16 protein-coding genes and 1 pseudogene are annotated in these 16,211 nt (G+C 35.5%); 10 read left to right on the top strand and 7 right to left on the bottom strand.

Annotated elements, in window-relative coordinates; translation table 11 throughout:
- Positions 1–2: 2 nt before the first annotated feature.
- Together AN959_RS04360 and AN959_RS04355 are read left to right on the top strand one after the other, a co-directional pair.
- Positions 3–443 (top strand): CotY/CotZ family spore coat protein, encoded by a 441-nt coding sequence (locus tag AN959_RS04360; RefSeq protein ID WP_056828600.1) that lies wholly within the window; start codon positions 3–5, stop codon positions 441–443.
- 49 nt (positions 444–492) lie between these two features.
- Complete coding sequence (locus AN959_RS04355) at positions 493–1,533, top strand: YheC/YheD family protein (RefSeq protein WP_053590777.1); 1,041 nt, start codon at positions 493–495, stop codon at positions 1,531–1,533.
- Positions 1,534–1,569: 36 nt separating this feature from the next.
- Here AN959_RS04355 and AN959_RS04350 read toward each other — a convergent pair whose 3' ends face one another.
- The 3 genes from AN959_RS04350 to hutH form a co-directional block, all read right to left on the bottom strand.
- Positions 1,570–2,286 (bottom strand): TIGR02206 family membrane protein, encoded by a 717-nt coding sequence (locus tag AN959_RS04350; RefSeq protein WP_056828598.1) that lies wholly within the window; start codon positions 2,284–2,286, stop codon positions 1,570–1,572.
- A gap of 343 nt (positions 2,287–2,629) precedes the next feature.
- Positions 2,630–2,875 carry a hypothetical protein gene (locus AN959_RS04345; RefSeq protein WP_056828596.1) on the bottom strand — a complete coding sequence of 82 codons (246 nt, stop codon included), beginning with the start codon at positions 2,873–2,875 and terminating at the stop codon, positions 2,630–2,632.
- A gap of 166 nt (positions 2,876–3,041) precedes the next feature.
- The gene (gene hutH, locus AN959_RS04340; RefSeq protein ID WP_056828594.1) at positions 3,042–4,538 is read right to left on the bottom strand and encodes a histidine ammonia-lyase; all 1,497 of its coding nucleotides are present in this window, start codon (positions 4,536–4,538) and stop codon (positions 3,042–3,044) included.
- A 244-nt stretch (positions 4,539–4,782) separates the two neighbouring features.
- On the opposite strand from hutH, the gene AN959_RS04335 reads away from it, so the two are divergent.
- Complete coding sequence (locus AN959_RS04335) at positions 4,783–5,673, top strand: DUF4349 domain-containing protein (RefSeq protein WP_056828592.1); 891 nt, start codon at positions 4,783–4,785, stop codon at positions 5,671–5,673.
- A 48-nt stretch (positions 5,674–5,721) separates the two neighbouring features.
- Here the strand turns inward: AN959_RS04335 and AN959_RS20950 are convergent, their stop codons facing one another.
- Entirely contained in the window at positions 5,722–5,895 is a 174-nt protein-coding gene (locus tag AN959_RS20950; protein WP_156316806.1) for a hypothetical protein, read from the bottom strand.
- A gap of 206 nt (positions 5,896–6,101) precedes the next feature.
- Between AN959_RS20950 and AN959_RS04330 the strand changes: the two genes are divergently transcribed.
- From AN959_RS04330 to AN959_RS04320, 3 genes are all read left to right on the top strand, one after another.
- Positions 6,102–7,997, top strand: a complete 1,896-nt coding sequence (locus tag AN959_RS04330; protein ID WP_053590773.1) for a PrkA family serine protein kinase — start codon at positions 6,102–6,104, stop codon at positions 7,995–7,997.
- Positions 7,998–8,104: 107 nt separating this feature from the next.
- The gene (gene yhbH / locus AN959_RS04325) at positions 8,105–9,259 is read left to right on the top strand and encodes a sporulation protein YhbH (RefSeq protein ID WP_056828590.1); all 1,155 of its coding nucleotides are present in this window, start codon (positions 8,105–8,107) and stop codon (positions 9,257–9,259) included.
- Between the two features lie 17 nt (positions 9,260–9,276).
- Positions 9,277–10,680: a SpoVR family protein gene (locus AN959_RS04320; protein ID WP_056828588.1), complete on the top strand. Its 1,404-nt coding sequence runs from the start codon at positions 9,277–9,279 to the stop codon at positions 10,678–10,680.
- A gap of 77 nt (positions 10,681–10,757) precedes the next feature.
- On the opposite strand, the gene AN959_RS04315 is transcribed toward AN959_RS04320, so the two are convergent.
- The gene (locus tag AN959_RS04315) at positions 10,758–11,387 is read right to left on the bottom strand and encodes a nitroreductase family protein (protein WP_056828586.1); all 630 of its coding nucleotides are present in this window, start codon (positions 11,385–11,387) and stop codon (positions 10,758–10,760) included.
- 132 nt (positions 11,388–11,519) lie between these two features.
- Here AN959_RS04315 and AN959_RS04310 point away from each other — a divergent pair, with 132 nt between their 5' ends.
- Entirely contained in the window at positions 11,520–11,870 is a 351-nt protein-coding gene (locus tag AN959_RS04310) for a helix-turn-helix domain-containing protein (RefSeq protein WP_253278866.1), read from the top strand.
- Between the two features lie 59 nt (positions 11,871–11,929).
- Here the strand turns inward: AN959_RS04310 and AN959_RS04305 are convergent, their stop codons facing one another.
- Positions 11,930–12,316 carry a helix-turn-helix domain-containing protein gene (locus AN959_RS04305; protein ID WP_056828582.1) on the bottom strand — a complete coding sequence of 129 codons (387 nt, stop codon included), beginning with the start codon at positions 12,314–12,316 and terminating at the stop codon, positions 11,930–11,932.
- A gap of 190 nt (positions 12,317–12,506) precedes the next feature.
- Between AN959_RS04305 and AN959_RS04300 the strand changes: the two genes are divergently transcribed.
- The 3 genes and pseudogenes from AN959_RS04300 to AN959_RS04290 form a co-directional block, all read left to right on the top strand.
- A complete protein-coding gene (locus tag AN959_RS04300) occupies positions 12,507–13,706 on the top strand; it encodes an MFS transporter (protein ID WP_056828580.1) in 1,200 nt (399 codons plus the stop codon).
- A gap of 69 nt (positions 13,707–13,775) precedes the next feature.
- Entirely contained in the window at positions 13,776–14,615 is an 840-nt protein-coding gene (locus tag AN959_RS04295) for an aldo/keto reductase (RefSeq protein WP_056829137.1), read from the top strand.
- 345 nt (positions 14,616–14,960) lie between these two features.
- Positions 14,961–15,158 (top strand): annotated as a pseudogene (locus AN959_RS04290) (IS5/IS1182 family transposase); the annotation flags it as partial.
- 171 nt (positions 15,159–15,329) lie between these two features.
- Here the strand turns inward: AN959_RS04290 and AN959_RS04285 are convergent.
- Positions 15,330–16,211 (bottom strand): SDR family oxidoreductase, encoded by an 882-nt coding sequence (locus AN959_RS04285; RefSeq protein WP_056828576.1) that lies wholly within the window; start codon positions 16,209–16,211, stop codon positions 15,330–15,332.

Genomic DNA, 16,211 nt, shown 5'->3' with positions numbered 1-16,211 from the left:
TGATGGGTGAAAAGGAGCAAGATAAAATAAAAATAGACGATTCTCTCAATAATCTTGAATCTATTTTAAAAACAATTTATGAGACACAAAACAAGGCTAAGCTAGTAATATTCAAAGGTATCCTGCATGAAACTATTCCAATTGTGTTGTTTACAACCACGACATACGAACCTTATTTAGCCTACGGAACAACCTCCTCATCCCAAAATGAGTTTAGAACACGTTTCTTTCGGATTGAAGATATAGTCAACCAGCTTGTTTACCTATCGTTATTATGTCCCATGGACGTAGAAGGTAATTATCTAGACACGATGCGTATTCCTTATCGATTGGAAAAAACGAAGATTATTGTGAGTGCATCCTTACAAAACTTTTGTAGCGTTCAGTGTATCGATCCGAAATTAGTAAATAGATTAAGTATTAATATTGGAGATAAATGGTAAGTGATAATTAAATTATTAATAAAAAAGAGAAAAGGGAGTTGGGAATTAAATGACCTTAATTGGTATGCTGCATCATAGAGCAGAACCCGAGAAAGTAAAAAAGGCATATGCATATGCTGTAGTAGCAAAAGCAGAAGGTGTAGATTTTTTTTACTTTACGCCTGGGAAAGTTGATATTAAGAACGAAAAAATTTTAGGGAAATACTATGAAAATGGTAAATGGATTGAAAAGGAATATCCTTTTCCTGATGCCATTTATAATGCAAGTTTTCCTTTAACTGACAAAGCAGAACTAATCGTTGATTATTTATCTGAAAGAATTCCATTTACAAGTCATTCCATAGGTAATAAATCTGACGTGCAAAACAGAATTAAGAAAGGAAAAGATTTTAAGCACTATTTAATTCCGACAGTCCAATTAAAGAAGGAAAAAGACTTACTTGATATGATTGAATTGCATGAGCAAGTTATTATCAAACCTGTTTCTGGAAGTAGAGGATCTGGAATTCTTTTTATTGAAAAAGAAAATGCCAATACGTTTATTATAAATGATTCCGGAAAAACCACGATTTGTAGTAAACAGGATTTAATAGACCTTGTATTACTTAAAATAGAGGAAGAAGAATATATCATTCAAAAATTTATATCAAGTAAAATAAAATCGGGCCAGGTATTAGACTTTCGATTGCATGTCCAAAAGAATGGAGATGGTGAGTGGGTAACCACATCCATTTACCCTCGTATAGGAGCTTTGGGTAGCATAACATCAAATTTAGGTAACGGAGGATTTACTGCTTTTCCGGATCCTTTTTTGCAAATAGAGTTTGACAATGAATGGTTTGATGTAAAAAAAACACTTGAGTACTTTTCAGTAAGTTTTGCAACTCACTTTGATTCTTTATATGATGAATTTTATCTAGATGAACTAGGAATAGACGTTGGAATGGATGAAAATCAAAGAATATGGTTGTTTGAAGTAAACTGGAGACCAGGAATCCCTGTAATATTTAACGGAGAATTAGATGTAGCAAAAAACACAATTAAATATGCTGAATTTTTAGCTAATAACAATAAAAACTTACCTTCTTGAAATAAAGAGGGGAGTTTTTTTGTTTAGAACAATCATTCAAGTAGTCCTTTTAGATTGTCGATTCCATCTCCTGAAGATTAACCAGAAAGCCGAAAACATAAAAAATGCTACCATTTCTAAAGAAAAAATATACCACGGGTATGGTCCTAAGAAGTCAAGCAGACTACCATTTATAGGTTTTTCTCTTAGAAACATGTAGTTACCATGAACAACTATGTTAATAGCAAAAATAAAGGGAAACATACTATTTAAGTAAAACATCGTTTTAAGAAGTCCTTTAAATGTAGGGGTATATTTTTTTACCCATAAAATATAAAATGCAGTCACTATTATCCCAGAGTGAATGAAAAAGAATTGAATAAACTTAAAACTGGGAAACCCTATTTCCAAAGATGGTGTTAGTAAAGCTTGAAGAGCACCTCCAAAGCCTGCAAAGAAGATGAAATCATAAAAACGTTTGTTTCCAGTCCATAATATAAAAACTGAAAAAAACAAACTGAAACTGCATAAATGGAATGGCATAGATTCACTTAAATTCCACTCTCGGGTAAAAATGAGTACAAGATGATAAGTGATTTCCATCATCAATAATGAAAGTGCAAAGAGACGTTCGAATAAGTTGGAACTCATGGTTGAATCAGATAATCTATTTTTTAACATAAATAGGAAAAATATAATTACAATTAATAAGACAATTGCTATTATGTGTTCAAATGAGAACATGATGAATACATTTTTATTGTTTTCTTCCATGAAATTTCCCCTTTCCATGAGTTCTTAATTATTCTATTTGTATGGAAATAGCTATAAAAAGTTCCTATAAAAATAGGGAAAGACACGCCTTTTATAAACGTGTCTTTCCCTATGAATGTATATATTCGAACTAATTGAAACAAGGGAAGAAGGTTTGAGGACGTAAGAGGCAGACTAATATTGCAATTAATTTTTGAATAGGACAATCCCGCTTTTTCATATTCTTTATCATTCGATTAAAGGAGTGATGTATTTGGCGAATAAGAAATGTAAGACATGTAAAAAAACAGGTTTAGGACCATGTAAGTGTGGAAAATAAAAAACCGCCGAGAAGGCGGTTTTTCTATTCTCGATCTTTATCCATAGCTTCGTCATCTGTATCTTCTACGTCCTCTTTATCCTCGTCTGATCCATTGTTTTCGCTATTTTCGTCATTATTATCATCCACGTTTACATCAACATCTAGATCCTCTTCCACTGGTTCGTTTGTATCCGTGTCATTTCCATCACCACATCCTGCAAGCAAAGCAATGGAAAGAAAGGCTGCTATACCAATTTTCAGCCATTTATGCTCTAAAGTTAAGTTCATATTAAATGTCCTCCAATTATCAATTTAACTTACTTTGTCTTATCTACCCTTTTTGAAATGAAAGATAAACGTTTCTCCTTAAGATTTTAGGGGGGGGTGTACACCACTTAAAAGAAACAAAGAAAACGGCGAATGATCGTTTTCCATTCGCCGTTTTCTTATTTAACTATATTGTTATAGCTGTCTCTGATTTTAAGTATTTATTCAAGTTTTCTATATCTAAACTAAAGATCCTGTCTTTCGTAATGGAAGGAACAAATTCTCTTATATCATGCCATTTTTTAGACAGTGATGGAGCCATTAAATCTATACCTCGATATTCAATGCCTTGGATGGCACAAATTAATTCGATAGCAAGTACTCTTCGTGCATTTTGAATAATTTGGTTAGCATGTCGAGCGCCTATTGTTCCCATACTTACATGATCTTCTTGGTTTGCAGAAGAAGGAATAGAATCGACAGAAGCAGGATGAGCAAGTGTTTTGTTTTCTGATACTAAGCTTGCAGCCGCATATTGCATAATCATGGCACCGGATTGTAGTCCAGGTTGTGGACTTAAAAAGGGAGGAAGACCCTCATTCAATTGGGGGTTCACTAATCGTTCAATTCTACGCTCCGAAACGTTTGCTAGCTCTGCTATAGCAATCTTTAAGAAATCCATTGCAAAAGCGATTGGTTGCCCGTGAAAGTTGCCTCCAGAAATGACTAATTCACCATCATCAAAAATTAAAGGGTTATCTGTTGCAGCATTCATTTCGATTTCTAATTTTTCTTTAACATAACTTAGTACTTGCCAGCTGGCTCCATGAATTTGAGGTATACAGCGTAGAGAATATGCGTCTTGTACACGTTTTTCTCCTTGCTTTGTAACAAGTTTGCTCCCTTCAAGCCATTGAAGAATACGTTTTGCAACAGATATTTGCTCAGGATATCCACGTGCCTCGTGGATTGCAGGATGAAAAGCGTCTGTTATTCCTTGAAGTGCTTCAATCGTCATAGAAGCAATCCACTCACTTTGGTATGCAAGTGTTTCTGATTCCAACCAGTTTACTACTCCTTGTGCAGTCATTGCTTGGGTTCCATTGATAAGTGCAAGACCTTCTTTTGCTTCAAGAACAATAGGTGTCAAGTTATGTTTAGCCCATATTTCATTAGAAGGGACATGTTTATCTCCATCCCAAACAAAACCTTCACCAATTAAAACCAGTGCTAAATGTGAAAGGGGAGCTAAATCACCCGATGCCCCGAGAGAACCTTGCTGAGGAATTACAGGGTGAATATGATTATTTACCATGAATGCAAGTCGTTCAAGTACCTCAAGTCGAATTCCAGAAAATCCTTTTAACAAGGCATTTAGGCGTAGAATAACCATTGCACGAGACACTATTTCATCAAATGGTTGCCCGATACCACATGCATGGGAACGTATGAGATGGAGCTGTAGTGCATGAACATCCTCTTCCTCAATGCTAACATCACTAAATTTACCAAAACCAGTATTAATACCATATACAGTGCTTTTCTCTTTTACGATTCTTTCAACAGCTTTCCGACTATTTTGGACTAGTTCTATTGCTTTTTGATCCAATTTCACTTCTTTTGTTTGATATAAAATTGCTCTCATATTTTCTAATGTAAGCCCATGCCCTTTTAATATTATCATTTTTGATCACAATCTTTCTTTTTTAAGTTAATGTCCATGAAAAACCCTCCTTAATTCTTATCTATATTCTATCTAAATATTTCAATAAATTAAGTGTTTTTGTGAAAAAAGTAAAAATTTCTCATCTGCTAATTTGGTGCTACATTAGCATAGTAGACTGATAAATAGAAAAATTTTCTAGATATTGTGTAACGATTTTTAGCCGAAATCGTCTGATTGTTCAAAGATAGGGGGCAAATTGGCAATGAAAAAAATAGTTTTGCTATTATTTTTTATCGGTTTATTTGGTTTTCTCATCGCTTGTAGCAATAAGGAGATGGCAGAAGAAATTAAAACAGAGGAAGCGAACGACTCTGCTATCTACTCTGTCAAAGAGGAGAAGAGTTCACTCGAAGTGGTAGAAGAGGATAAACCAGTGGATGATTCAGAAGTTATATCTGAAACTTCAACTGAGCGTATGATTATTCACAAAGCAATTATTAAGGCAAATGTAAAAGAACTCGCGAAGGCGCAGAATAATATTGAACAAAAGGTTAAAAAGTATGGTGGATATATTGTGAGTTCGGATGTGTATCAGGAAGATGATCTATCAAGTAGTGGTAATATGATTGTTCGAATTCCAGAACATTATTTTGAAACTTTCTTATCCGAAGCAGAAGGAGAAGCTTCAAAAGTGATAGAACGTAATGTTACTGGTCAGGATGTGACCGAGCAATTTGTCGACTTAACCTCTCGCATCAAGTCGAAGAGAGTTGTGGAGGAACGTTTGCTAACATTTATGGAAAATGCAGAGAAAACCGAGGATTTATTGAAAATTTCGTCTGATTTAGCGAACGTTCAAGAAGAAATTGAAGTCCTAGTTGGTAAGGTTAACTATTTAGAAAATCAAACATCTTTTTCAACAATCGAAATAGCCTTGTATGAAAACCGTGTAATCGTTCCTGAGATAGAAAACAAAGATTTAAATACATGGGAAAAAACAAAGAAGCAATTTGTCACGAGTACTAATGTGATATTGACTGCTGGCTCGGGAGTTATTGTATTTTTCATTGGGAACTTACCTGTGCTCCTCATTTTGTGTGTTATAACTTTTGCTGTGTATTGGACGATAAAAAGAAAAAGAATAGAAAAATAATAAAATGCGGTGTTCTAAATTTATTTTAGAACACCGCATTTTTATAACTTATTCACCGTCTTTGTCTTCTTCTTCAAGCTCTTGGTCTACATCTTCTTCCATATTGTCATCCACATCTGATTCATTTTCACCGTCTCCACAACCAGCCAATAAACCTACTGAAAGAAATGCAGCAGCCCCGATTTTCCACCATTTTTCCCCTGCAATTGATTTCATCGTCATAATAATTCCTCCAATTCTACAATTAGTGGTGTTTCGACATACTTACTGAGTAGATACCCTAAAACAAATTGATATTAAACATAAATCGTAATTAAATAATGTGTAGTTCATGTAAGAAAGAATTAGCATCTACAAAATTAATAGGTATCATAAATTCTCTCTTTTCATACTATGTATAAAACAATGCCCCTGAATGGAGGGAATAAATGGATATTTTGAACAAGGTTAGGAACTACCGTGAAGAAGAGAGTAAACTTAAGTGGGAAGGCACGTTCGAGGAGTATTTAGCCATTGTGAGGGATAGACCAGAAGTTGCCCAAACTGCACATTCTCGTGTATATAACATGATTAAAAGCTCAGGGCTAACGGAGAGAGATGGACTTAAGATGTACCATTTCTTTGGGAAAGAAATATTTGGATTAGAGACAGCGATTGAACGCTTGGTAGAAGAATATTTTCATCCAGCTGCAAAAAGATTAGACGTTCGAAAACGAATTCTTTTATTGATGGGACCTGTTAGTGGAGGTAAATCCTCCATTGTTACATTGTTAAAACGAGGACTAGAGCAGTATTCTAGAACTGATGAGGGAGCAGTTTATGCTATACAAGGGTGCCCTATGCATGAAGATCCGCTCCACCTAATTCCACAACATTTACGGGAAGATTTTGTAGATGAATATGGAATCCGTATTGAGGGTAGTTTGTCGCCACTTAATACGATGAGACTAGAAAAAGAATACGATGGACGAATTGAAAATGTTAGAGTAGAGAGAATTTTTTTCTCAGAAGACAAACGGGTCGGAATAGGAACATTTACTCCATCTGATCCTAAATCGCAAGATATCGCTGATTTAACAGGGAGTATCGATTTTTCAACAATTGCAGAGTTTGGCTCCGAATCAGATCCACGTGCATATCGTTTCGATGGTGAATTAAATAAAGCGAATCGTGGAATGATGGAATTTCAAGAAATGCTTAAACTTGATGAAAAATTTCTATGGCATTTATTATCGTTAACGCAAGAAGGAAATTTTAAAGCAGGAAGATTTGCTTTAATTAGTGCAGATGAGTTGATAGTAGCGCATACAAATGAAACAGAATACCGTTCTTTTATTTCCAATAAAAAGAATGAAGCACTACACTCAAGAATTATCGTTATGCCTATTCCGTATAATTTAAAAGTAAGTCAGGAAGAACGCATATATGAAAAAATGATTAAGGAAAGTGATATGACGCATGTTCATATTGCACCACATGCATTAAGGGCAGCTGCTATCTTTTCCATTTTAACAAGACTGGAAGTTCCTAAAAAGCAAGGCATTGATATTGTAAAGAAAATGCGACTTTATGATGGAGAAAGCGTGGAAGGATTTAACGAAATTGATGTGGAGGAATTGAAAAAGGAAACTGTTAACGAGGGAATGCATGGAATAGATCCTCGTTACGTCATTAATAGAATATCTTCTGCAATCATACGGAAGGAAATCCCTTCTATTAATGCGTTGGACGTATTAAGAGCTTTAAAAGAAGGTCTTGATCAACATGCATCTATATCACAAGAAGATCGTGAAAAATACATGAATTACATTGCTATTGCCAGAAAAGAATATGATGAAATCGCGAAAAAAGAAGTTCAAAAAGCGTTTGTTTATTCATATGAAGAGTCAGCCATTTCCTTAATGAACAATTACTTGGATAATGTGGAGGCTTATTGTAATAAAAACAAAATGAGAGACCCACTTACGGGTGAAGAAATGAATCCAGATGAAAAATTGATGCGCTCGATTGAAGAACAAATTGGTATTTCTGAAAACGCGAAGAAAGCTTTTAGAGAGGAAATCCTAATTCGACTCTCTGCATATGCTAGAAAAGGAAAACGTTTCGAATATAATTCTCATGAACGTTTGCGTGAAGCTATTCAAAAGAAACTTTTTGCAGATTTAAAAGATGTTGTGAAAATAACCACTTCTTCTAAAACCCCAGATGAGACTCAGCTGAAGAAGGTAAATGAGGTTGTTGCAAGACTAATAGATGAACATGGCTATAATTCCACTTCAGCAAACGAGTTATTGCGGTATGTAGGTAGTCTACTCAACAGGTAATAAAGAAGAACAAGACTGATTTTTATATTGGTCTTGTTTTTTTATATACATTGGCAATAACTTTGAGTAGCTGGCATATGATAAACCATAGGTAGGTGTTGATGAAAATGAATGAAAAACAAGAGAATCATTACGTCATCTCACAGGAAAACTGGTCATTGCACCGTAAAGGTTACCAAGATCAGCAACGTCATATGGATAAAGTGAAAGAAGCTATTAAAGACAATTTACCAGACTTGATCAGTGAAGAAAGCATTATTATGTCAAATGGACGAGAAGTAATTAAAATACCAATTCGTTCATTGGATGAATATAAGATTCGTTACAACTATGATAAAACCAAACATGTCGGCCAAGGGGATGGCGACAGTCAGGTAGGAGATGTGATTGCTCGTGATTCCGGTGAAGGAGAACAGGCTTCCGGTCAAGGAAAACAAGCTGGAGATAAAGCAGGAAAAGACTATTACGAGGCAGAAGTGACTATAGCAGAATTAGAAAGCGTACTTTTTAAAGAGATGGAATTACCGAATTTACAGCAAAAAGAACAGGCAAACATTATAACGGATAAAGTCGAATTTAATGATATACGTAAAAAAGGACTTATGGGAAATATCGATAAGAAGCGTACAATAATGACTGCTATTAAAAGAAATGCGATGAAAGGGAAAGCAGAAATTTCACCACTTCATAATGATGATTTACGTTTTAAAACATGGGATGAAGTGACAAAACCAGAGTCAAAAGCAGTTGTCCTTGCGATGATGGACACGAGTGGATCGATGGGTGCTTTTGAGAAGTATTGTGCAAGAAGTTTCTTTTTTTGGATGGCCCGATTTTTAAGATCGAAATATAAATCCGTAGATATTGAATTTATAGCACATCATACGGAAGCTAAAGTTGTAACGGAAGAGGCGTTTTTCTCGAAAGGTGAAAGCGGTGGAACAATTTGTTCATCTGCATATTACCAGGCACTAGCACTGATAGAAGAAAAGTATAGTCCTAATCAATTTAATATTTATCCTGTTCACTTTTCAGACGGTGAAAATATGACAAGTGACAATGAAAAATGTATGAAGCTTGTAACCCAACTAATGGAAGTATCTAGTATGTTTGGGTATGGAGAAGTGAATCCCCATAGCCGATATTCTACGTTAATGAATACGTATAAAACAATTAATGACCCAAAGTTCCGCCATTATGTATTAAAGGATAAAAAAGATGTATATGAAGCTTTGAAAAGTCTTTTTAAAGTGCCAAAATAACAGAAAGGAGACAATGAATGGATACGAAGCTTCATCATGCAATTGCGGAGATTACGGAAATTGCCTCTGGATTTGGCCTTGATTTTTATCCGATGCGCTATGAAATCTGTCCTGCTGATATTATCTATACATTTGGAGCATACGGCATGCCAACTCGCTTTACGCATTGGAGCTTTGGAAAGCAATTTCACAAAATGAAGATCCAATACGATTTTGGATTAAGCCAAATTTATGAGCTAGTTATTAATTCGAATCCTTGTTATGCATTTTTGCTTGATACGAATAGTTTAATACAAAATAAACTTATTATCGCCCATGTGCTAGCGCATTGTGACTTTTTTAAAAATAATGTTCGTTTTTCTAACACAAGAAGAGATATGGTTGAAAGTATGACAGCAACAGCAGAAAGAATTGCGAATTACGAAATGATTTATGGGAAAGAAGAAGTAGAAAGCTTTCTTGATGCAGTATTGGCTATACAAGAACATATTGATCCATCCATTATTAGACCTAAACTGCCGGAATATGATTTGCAAGAGGAAGAGGAAGAAAAAGAAGACCTACGCAGAACACCTTATGATGATTTATGGAATATAGATCAATCATCCGTTAATAAAAAACCTTTAAATATTAAGAGAAAAAAGTTTCCCCCTAATCCTGAAAAAGATTTATTGTTGTTTATTCAAGAGTACAGTCGAGAATTGGAGGATTGGCAAAGGGATATTTTAACAATGATGCGAGAAGAAATGCTTTATTTCTGGCCGCAATTAGAAACGAAAATTATGAACGAGGGTTGGGCTTCTTATTGGCATCAACGAATTTTAAGAGAAATGAATTTAACTACAGATGAAACGATAGAGTTTGCTAAATTAAATGCAAACGTAGTCCAGCCATCAGCGACGACTATTAATCCATACTATTTAGGGTTGAAAATTTTTGAAGACATTGAAAAGAGATATAATCAGCCATCAGAGGAAATGAAAAGATTGGGGATTAAGCCTGATTCGGGGAGAGAAAAGATTTTTGAAGTAAGAGAAATCGAATCGGATATTTCGTTTATACGAAATTACTTAACGAAGGATTTAATGAAGCAGGAAGATTTATATTTGTTTGAGAAAAAGAATGGGAACTATCAAATTACGGATAAAGATTATGAACATGTACGAGATCAACTAGTTTCCATGCGAGTTAATGGAGGCTTTCCATACATTGTGGTGGAAGATGGTGATTATTCACGAACTGGAGAACTGTACTTAAAGCATGGATATGAGGGGATGGAGCTAGACCCTCACTATTTAGAAAATGTATTACCTTATATTTATCAACTATGGGGGCGTGCTGTATTTTTGGAAACATATGTAGAGGAAAAGCCAACCCTCTATTCATATGATGGAAAAAAGGTTTCTAGAAGTACTATATAAATTAAAAACAAAATAATCATTTAAAAACGAGATTCCATTAATTTGGAATCTCGATTATTGTTGCATAAATGCTTTTCTTAAATGAATTGAACAAACTCATTTAGTGGTAGACGGGATGAACCATATGCTGGTGCAGCTGCCTTACCTATTGCAATAAGAACAACAGGAAAAATGTGCTCGGGTAAATCGAATCTTTCTACAAATTTTGTTTTATCAAATCCACCCATAGTAACGGTGTCATATCCTTTTTCTTTTGCGACTAACATTAGCTGCATGGAAATGAGACCTGCGTCAAAGGTTGCAATATTTTTTCTGACTTCGAGTGAAGCATATGGATAAGATCGATTTGTGCTAGTGATCATTATATCCTTCGTAGTCTCATCCATATGACCTTCAGCTACATTTTGGGAATATATTTGTTCCACGTTTTTGTACATTTCAGCATTCCCTAGTACTGCTATAACTGCAGAAGAAGTTTCAACTTGTTCTTGGTTATTCGCTATCGCACGAAGCTCTACTTTTGTTTTGTCATCTTGAATGACAAGGAGTTTCCATGGCTGGAGGTTACTAGAAGAAGGAGCGGTTGTCGCCTCTTTAATAATTTCTTCAAGTGTTTTCTGTGGAATTTTATGAGTGGGATCGTACACTCTAACTGATTTTCTTGCATGCATAATTGTATACAAATTTGAATCTTTTACTGTAGACATATTGTTTCCTCCTGAAACTTACTATTAGTAAGTTTATTCGAAAGTAAGCTTACCATTAGTAAGTTTATGCGTCAACTATAAAATCTTATATGATACAATAAAGTAAAAGTGATAATAATGGAGGGTTTTTCATTGGATAAACCTAAAGATATATGTAGCAACTATTGTAGCAACTATCATCAGGCGATTGAATTTATGGGCAAGCGTTGGATGGGGATGATTATTTACACATTATTATCAGGCTCCAAACGCTACAACGAAATTCTCGCTAATATTCCAGGCATTTCTGATCGATTACTTACAGAAAGACTAAATGATTTAGTCGAGGCCAAGTTAGTAAATAAAAAATTTCTCGAATCCTCAACCAAAAAAGTGGAATATGAGCTAACTGCAAGCGGTATTGCCTTTAAAGAAGTGATTGGATCATTACAGAAATGGATTGAAATTTGTGAAATTGAAAAGCAAACTCAAGATTCAAAGTAAAAGTACTAAACCAGTGTAGCTTATTACTTTGGACAATTCGGATAAAAAACGAGGTTCCATTAAGTTGGAATCTCGTTTTTAAGTTTGTCATTTAATATACTGTCCTCCAAGACAGAAAATTTATCTCCATATACTTTTGTAATATGAACCTCTCCCCAGGCACATAATGCATCTAAAATACTCCCAAGGCTTTGACCATACTCACTCAATTCATACTCTACCTTTGGTGGTACTTGATTGTAAGCAATACGATTAATTACCCCATCTGCTTCAAGTTCTCTTAACTGCTGCGTTAGCATTTTCTGTGTAATGTCAGGCATAAGGCGTTTCAATTCACTTGTCCTTTTCTTCCCATGAGTAAGATGGCAGAGAATAACACATTTCCACTTCCCTCCGATTACTTCTAATGTTGCTTCAACGGATATATTATATTTCTTTTTTTTCATTCAATACCTCTTTCTAAAGGAACTAAAAAGTACCTATATAACTTTTTGGTGTCTATATTACTTGAAAGTGCGTACTTTTCTTTTGAATCTCTATGAACCATAATAACATCTGCTGGTGTATTTACACTATGTTTATATTTTGTTCTCCGGAGATTTATTCATACAGCACACTCAAGAAAGGAAGAGAGAAATGAGTTTAGATAAAAAAAGAAGTATGTTTGCACTTCTAGCACTTGCAATTAGTGCATTTGCAATAGGAACAACAGAGTTTGTTAGCGTTGGACTCTTGCCTCTTATTTCTAAAGACTTGGATATATCACTTACAACAGCAGGTCTGACTGTTTCGCTTTATGCATTAGGTGTAATGATAGGAGCTCCAGTTTTAACATCCCTAACTTCAAAAATTCCTCGCAAATCGTTACTGCTATGGATTATGATAGTCTTTATCATAGGGAATAGTATTGCGGCAAGTGCAACAAGTGTTACAGTCTTATTAGTTGCCCGAATTATTTCGGCATTTTCTCATGGAATATTTATGTCGATAGGTTCAACTATTGCCGCAGATTTGGTTCCTGAAAATCGTAGGGCGAGTGCAATTTCCATCATGTTTACGGGACTAACCGTTGCTACGATAACCGGAGTTCCGTTTGGTACATTTATCGGTCAACAGCTTGGCTGGCGTTTTGCATTTGTCCTAATCATTGTCATTGGTGTAATTGGTTTTATCGCAAATAGCGTTCTTGTTCCGTCCGATTTACGACAAGGTACTGTAACAACAATAAGAGATCAGTTTAAGCTAATAACAAACGGACGTTTATTATTAGTATTATTCATTACAGCCTTAGGGTATGGCGGAACATTTGTTGTATTCACCTACCTAACTCCATTACTTCAGGCTGTAACTGGATTTAAACAAGGTACAATAGCGATTATATTGCTTGTATATGGTATTGCAATTGCAATCGGAAATATGATTGGAGGAAAGCTCTCGAATAAAAATCCAATTGGTGCTTTATTTTATATGTTTGTTGCACAAGCAATCGTGCTTCTAATTCTAACTTTTACTGCACCATTTAAAATTGCTGGATTAATAACAATTATATTAATGGGCTTGTTTGCATTTATGAACGTACCTGGACTCCAAGTATACGTTGTAATATTAGCTGAACGTTTTGTACCAAGTGCTGTTGACGTTGCTTCAGCAATGAACATAGCTGCTTTTAATGCAGGAATAGCAATTGGTTCGTTTGTAGGGGGAGTAGTGACGGATTCAATAGGGTTAATCCATACTGCTTGGATTGGAGCAATAATGGTTATAATAGCTGCAATTTTAACTGCTGTTAGTCGATTGCTGGAAACAAAAGATAAAAAACGACTAAACATATTGTAATAAGGGTAACTTTATATGGGCTTGAATGAACTTTGGCTGAAAACAAAAAATATCGGAGGTAATGAAACAATGCAAAATTTACAATCTACTACAACTTTGAATAACGGTGTGGAAATGCCTTGGTTAGGACTGGGAGTATTTAAGGTAGAAGAGGGACAAGAGCTAGTAAATGCAGTAAAAACTGCAATTACTCATGGCTATCGTAGTATTGATACCGCTGCTGTATATGGTAATGAAGTCGGGGTTGGACAAGGTATCCGTAAAGCAATAGAAGAAGAGGGTGTTGCAAGAGAAGACCTTTTTGTTACTTCGAAAGTTTGGAACTCGGAGCTAGGATATGAAAAAACAATTGAAGCCTATGAAGAGAGCTTAACTAAGCTAGGCTTAGATTACTTAGATTTATACCTTATTCATTGGCCGGTGGAAGGCAAATATAAAGATGCATGGAGAGCATTAGAAAAGCTTTATAAAGATGGACGAGTTAAAGCGATCGGTGTAAGTAACTTCCATATACATCATTTGAAGGATTTATTAACAGACGCAGAAATCAAACCTATGGTGAACCAAATAGAATATCATCCACGATTGACTCAAAAAGATTTACAAGTATTCTGTGAGCAACAAAATATTCAGTTAGAGGCATGGTCGCCGCTTATGCAGGGACAATTACTCGACAATGATGATTTGAAAAACATAGCGGCTAAATATGAAAAATCGGTGGCACAGGTTATTTTACGGTGGGACTTACAAAATGGAGTTGTTACAATTCCAAAGTCGACGAAGGAACATCGAATTGTTGAAAATGCAAACGTTTTTGATTTTGTATTAACTACAGAAGACATGGAGCGCATTAATCGTTTAAATCAAAATCATAGAGTAGGACCAAATCCTGATAATTTTGATTTTTAGGAAGCAATAGAAAGAAGTCTTTTCTTAGGAAAAGACTTCTTTCAGACTGTAGACAAACTCAAAGAAATTTGAAATTGTCTATAGTCTTTTTTTATTTAAAATACATAGTAAAAATCGTCGATTTCCGTTTCAGGCGCTACGCTTTCCACGGGCACGGCCTCAGCCTTCTCCCTTGCTCCTGCGCAAGCTCGTCGCAAAAATTAATTTCACTACGCTCAGTCCGGGTGCTTCGGCTCGTGCTGTTCCCGTAGGAGTCTTCGCGCCTTCCACTCCAATCGACTAGTGTTGGCTAATTTAAAAAGTGTTGAGTTTCTAAATCGTAAGAGGTTGAGTTGTTTAAATATCATGATGACTAATAACCAAATCAATGAATGTGAACAACTTGAAATGCTAACGATTGAGCAGCTTGTACCGAAGGACCATTTGGTTCGTAAATTAGATGCCGCGATTGATTTCCATTTCATTTATCCATTAGTAGAACATCTTTACTCTGCTAATGGGCGACCAAGTATTGATCCCGTTATGTTATTTAAAATGATGTATGCGAGTTGAAAACGTCTCGTAGAGACGACTCATACATAAAATTCAGGGGAAATTTGAACTTAAATACCTTCAAAATTGACAAAGTACCCCGAGAGACGAACTCTCGGGGTACTTTGTCTACAGGTCTGAGAAGTCTTTTCCATAGGAAAAGACTTCTTTTTGTTCTTATTCTTATGAGCCGACAAAGTCACCGCCATCTACATGGATGGTCTGTCCAGTCATATAGCTGGAGTCGGAGGAGGCTAAAAATACATATGCTGGCGCGTTTTCAGCTGGTTGACCTCGTCTGCCTATCGGGGTATTGTCCCCATGCTCTTCCACTTTCTTTTTATCAAAAGTTGCTGGAATAAGCGGCGTCCAAATTGGTCCAGGAGCAACAGCATTTACACGTATTCCTTTCTCGACTAAGTTAAGTGCAAGTGACCGTGTGAAGGAAGTAATAGCCCCTTTTGTCGCTGAATAGTCAATAAGTTCCGGAGAACCATTATATGCAGTGATAGAAGAGGTGTTGACAATAGTATCTCCCTTTGTCATATGAGGGAGTGCAGCCTGTGTTAAATAAAACATGGCATAAATATTTGTAGAAAACGTTTCTTGTAATTGATCTGGCGTTATCTTTAAAAAGTCTTTTGTAGGAAACTGTTTTCCAGCGTTATTTACTAAGACATTTATCTGTCCAAATTTTTGAATCACTTGATCTACAACATTTTGACAATTCTCATCATCACTTAAATCTGTTTGTATTCTAAATGCTTTTACTCCGTATTCCTCTATATGCTTTATGGTTGTTTCAGCGTCATCTTGTTCATTTTCATCCAAATAAACAATGGCGACATTAGCTCCTTCTTTAGCAAAGGCTATAGAAACTGCTCGTCCAATCCCGCTATCACCACCTGTAACGAGCGCGACTTTCCCTTTTAATTTACCGGAACCTTTATAGTTTTTGTCGTCAAAAATAGGAGCAGGAGTCATTTCTTCCTCTACACCAGGTTGTTGCTTCTGAGTTTGTCCAGGGACTTCTTCATGAATTTTTTCATATTTATCCTTAGTCAT

This window comes from Psychrobacillus sp. FJAT-21963 (assembly GCF_001420585.1).
Lineage (GTDB): Bacteria > Bacillota > Bacilli > Bacillales_A > Planococcaceae > Psychrobacillus.
Note: the sequence above shows the minus strand (reverse complement) of the source record. Positions and strands in the feature narration are given on the sequence as shown.

Bases quoted from the DNA above. Each gene is read 5' to 3' on its own strand.
- hutH (WP_056828594.1), bottom strand. From the start codon at position 4,538: ATGATAATATTAAAAGGGCATGGGCTTACATTAGAAAATATGAGAGCA.
- AN959_RS04330 (WP_053590773.1), top strand. From the start codon at position 6,102: ATGGATATTTTGAACAAGGTTAGGAACTACCGTGAAGAAGAGAGTAAA.
- AN959_RS04300 (WP_056828580.1), top strand. From the start codon at position 12,507: ATGAGTTTAGATAAAAAAAGAAGTATGTTTGCACTTCTAGCACTTGCA.
- AN959_RS20950 (WP_156316806.1), bottom strand. From the start codon at position 5,895: ATGACGATGAAATCAATTGCAGGGGAAAAATGGTGGAAAATCGGGGCT.
- AN959_RS04305 (WP_056828582.1), bottom strand. From the start codon at position 12,316: ATGAAAAAAAAGAAATATAATATATCCGTTGAAGCAACATTAGAAGTA.
- AN959_RS04345 (WP_056828596.1), bottom strand. From the start codon at position 2,875: ATGAACTTAACTTTAGAGCATAAATGGCTGAAAATTGGTATAGCAGCC.
- AN959_RS04315 (WP_056828586.1), bottom strand. From the start codon at position 11,387: ATGTCTACAGTAAAAGATTCAAATTTGTATACAATTATGCATGCAAGA.
- AN959_RS04335 (WP_056828592.1), top strand. From the start codon at position 4,783: ATGAAAAAAATAGTTTTGCTATTATTTTTTATCGGTTTATTTGGTTTT.
- AN959_RS04320 (WP_056828588.1), top strand. From the start codon at position 9,277: ATGGATACGAAGCTTCATCATGCAATTGCGGAGATTACGGAAATTGCC.
- yhbH (WP_056828590.1), top strand. From the start codon at position 8,105: ATGAATGAAAAACAAGAGAATCATTACGTCATCTCACAGGAAAACTGG.
- AN959_RS04350 (WP_056828598.1), bottom strand. From the start codon at position 2,286: ATGGAAGAAAACAATAAAAATGTATTCATCATGTTCTCATTTGAACAC.
- AN959_RS04360 (WP_056828600.1), top strand. From the start codon at position 3: ATGGGTGAAAAGGAGCAAGATAAAATAAAAATAGACGATTCTCTCAAT.
- AN959_RS04285 (WP_056828576.1), bottom strand. From the start codon at position 16,211: ATGACTAAGGATAAATATGAAAAAATTCATGAAGAAGTCCCTGGACAA.
- AN959_RS04355 (WP_053590777.1), top strand. From the start codon at position 493: ATGACCTTAATTGGTATGCTGCATCATAGAGCAGAACCCGAGAAAGTA.
- AN959_RS04295 (WP_056829137.1), top strand. From the start codon at position 13,776: ATGCAAAATTTACAATCTACTACAACTTTGAATAACGGTGTGGAAATG.